Consider the following 2231-nt stretch of genomic DNA (forward strand, 5'->3'; position numbering starts at 1 on the left):
CCGGACAGGTTTGCGCGGATAGTATCGGACCCAAACTTTATAGTGGCGTAGGCGGCCAGTTGGATTTTATCTATGGCGCATCCCGTTCGAAGGGTGGTGTCCCGATCATTGCGCTGCCTAGTGATACCACAACCAGCAGCGGAAAACGCTTCAGCCGCATCACCGGGATGCTCAAACAGGGTGCGGGGGTCGTGACTACGCGCAACCACGTACACTATGTAGTCACTGAATATGGCGTAGCAGATCTATACGGCAAGACCATTCGGCAACGGGCACAGGCTTTGATCGGAATCGCGCATCCGGATTTCAGGGCAGATCTAAAAAAAGAGGCGCAGGCGTTAAATTATATTTAGTTTTCTGACCTTGCCCTCACCTCCGCATCGCTCCGCTCGCTCCCCCTCTCCCGCAAAGCGGGAGAGGGAAGTCCAGCGAAGCGAGGACGGGGGAGGGCAAGGTCAGCAGCAAGAAAGAAAATCATGCAACGTAAAGCAAAAATTGTCGCAACAATTGGTCCCGCTTCCGATAGCGAGGAAATACTGGAAGCATTAATCACCGCAGGGATGAATGTTGCCCGGTTAAATTTTTCACACGGCACCCATGAAGAACACGCTGCCCGAATAGCCAAAATTCGCAGTATTTCCAAAAAAATTGGAAAATCGGTGGGTATATTGCAGGATTTACAGGGACCAAAGATACGGATTGGGCAATTATCCGCACCATTGCAGCTCGTTGAAGAGGAAATAATCCGCTTTTATGCGACAGAGGATCATCCGCCAAAGTCGAATATCAAATCTATTCCCGTCGATTTTCGGGAATTATTCGACTCTGTTCAGGCTGATGATTTACTTTTGCTCGATGACGGACGACTCTCGCTCAAGGTGATATCTGTCAAGGGACGAATTTTGGAAGCGGTAGTTCTCGTGGGTGGCGCACTATCCTCCCACAAGGGTATCAATCTCCCCGGCGTCCAATTGCGGATATCCGGATATACATCCAAAGATAAGGCCGATCTTGCATTCGGCATTGCTCAGAGCGTAGACGCGGTCGCGGTTTCTTTCGTCCGCACCCCGGAAGACATGATCCAGGTTCGCGAAGAGATGGAACGCTTTGCAAATGGCATCCCGGCCCCAATGTTGATCGCCAAGCTCGAACGCCCCGAAGCAATTGATAACCTGGAAAAGATCCTGGATGTTGTGGATGGGGTCATGGTGGCCCGCGGTGATTTGGGCGTGGAGATGCCACCCGAACGGGTACCCGTACTCCAAAAAATGATCATCCGCAAAGCCAGTGCTCGAGCAAAAATTGTGATCACTGCCACGCAGATGCTTGAATCGATGATCCACAGCCCTTTACCGACACGAGCCGAAGCCTCTGATATTGCGAACGCAGTCTTTGACGGAACCGATGCTGTCATGCTATCGGCTGAGACGGCTGTGGGGGAATATCCGGTTGAGTCTGTCAAGATCATGGAGCGGATCATTTGCGAATCGGAATCGCATTCAGGCGAGTGGGGCACGGTGCTGGAGCAGAGACTCGGCCTGGGCGAAAGTGACGCTGCGTCAATGTCACGTGCAGCCCGTGAGCTGGCAAACGACGAAGATGTCGTCGCGGTGGCAGTTTTCACATCCCAGGGGAGTACAGCCTGGCTGGTGTCTAATATTCGCCCTGTCAAGCGGATATTGGCCTTCACACCCTATGAGATGACTTACCGCAAAATGGCTTTTCTATGGGGAGTTTATCCTCAGTTGGTACCCTTTGCCAATACAATGGAAGAGATGCTCGGTCATGTGGACGAAGCCTTATTGAAAAATGATTTCGAGCAAGGCGATCAGGTGGTCCTACTCTGCGGATTCCCGGTTGGGTCGATGAAGCCACCCAATATGGCCTTATTGCATACGGTAGGAGAGGGTGAAAACTAACAATATCATTATTTTTGATGGGGTATGCAATTTATGTAACTGGTCAGTGCAATTTATTGTCAAAAGAGATTTCAAAAATATCTTCAAATTCGCAACTGCCCAATCAGAATTTGGTATTTCCATTCTGGAGAGAAATGGATATTCCATCGAAAATCCTGAATCGATATTGCTCATTCGTAACGGGAAGGTTCTTGAAAAAAGCGATGCGGCTTTAGAAATTGCGAGTGAGTTAGAAAAGGGCTGGAAAGCGCTGGTTCTCTTTCGTATTTTCCCTAAAAGGTTCAGAGATTTTCTATATGATTGGATCGCCAA

Annotated in this window: 3 protein-coding genes; all 3 read left to right on the forward strand. The window is 49.8% G+C overall.

The features are described from left to right. Positions 1-353, forward strand: a 353-nt coding sequence (locus tag AC3DOM_RS17600; RefSeq protein WP_487920344.1) for an acetyl-CoA hydrolase/transferase C-terminal domain-containing protein, incomplete at its 5' end; no start/stop codon positions are given. A 123-nt stretch (positions 354-476) separates the two neighbouring features. After that, positions 477-1919 carry a pyruvate kinase gene (gene pyk, locus AC3DOM_RS17605; protein ID WP_487920345.1) on the forward strand — a complete coding sequence of 481 codons (1443 nt, stop codon included), beginning with the start codon at positions 477-479 and terminating at the stop codon, positions 1917-1919. Beyond that, a partial coding sequence (locus AC3DOM_RS17610) for a thiol-disulfide oxidoreductase DCC family protein (protein ID WP_487920346.1) occupies positions 1909-2231 on the forward strand: 323 nt, incomplete at its 3' end. The genes pyk and AC3DOM_RS17610, both read left to right, overlap by 11 nt.

The organism is Candidatus Desulfolinea nitratireducens, from assembly GCF_982879505.1.

What these genes read in the sequence shown, in the direction of transcription:
- pyk (WP_487920345.1), top strand. Translation starts at nt 477, where the DNA reads ATGCAACGTAAAGCAAAAATTGTCGCAACAATTGGTCCCGCTTCCGAT.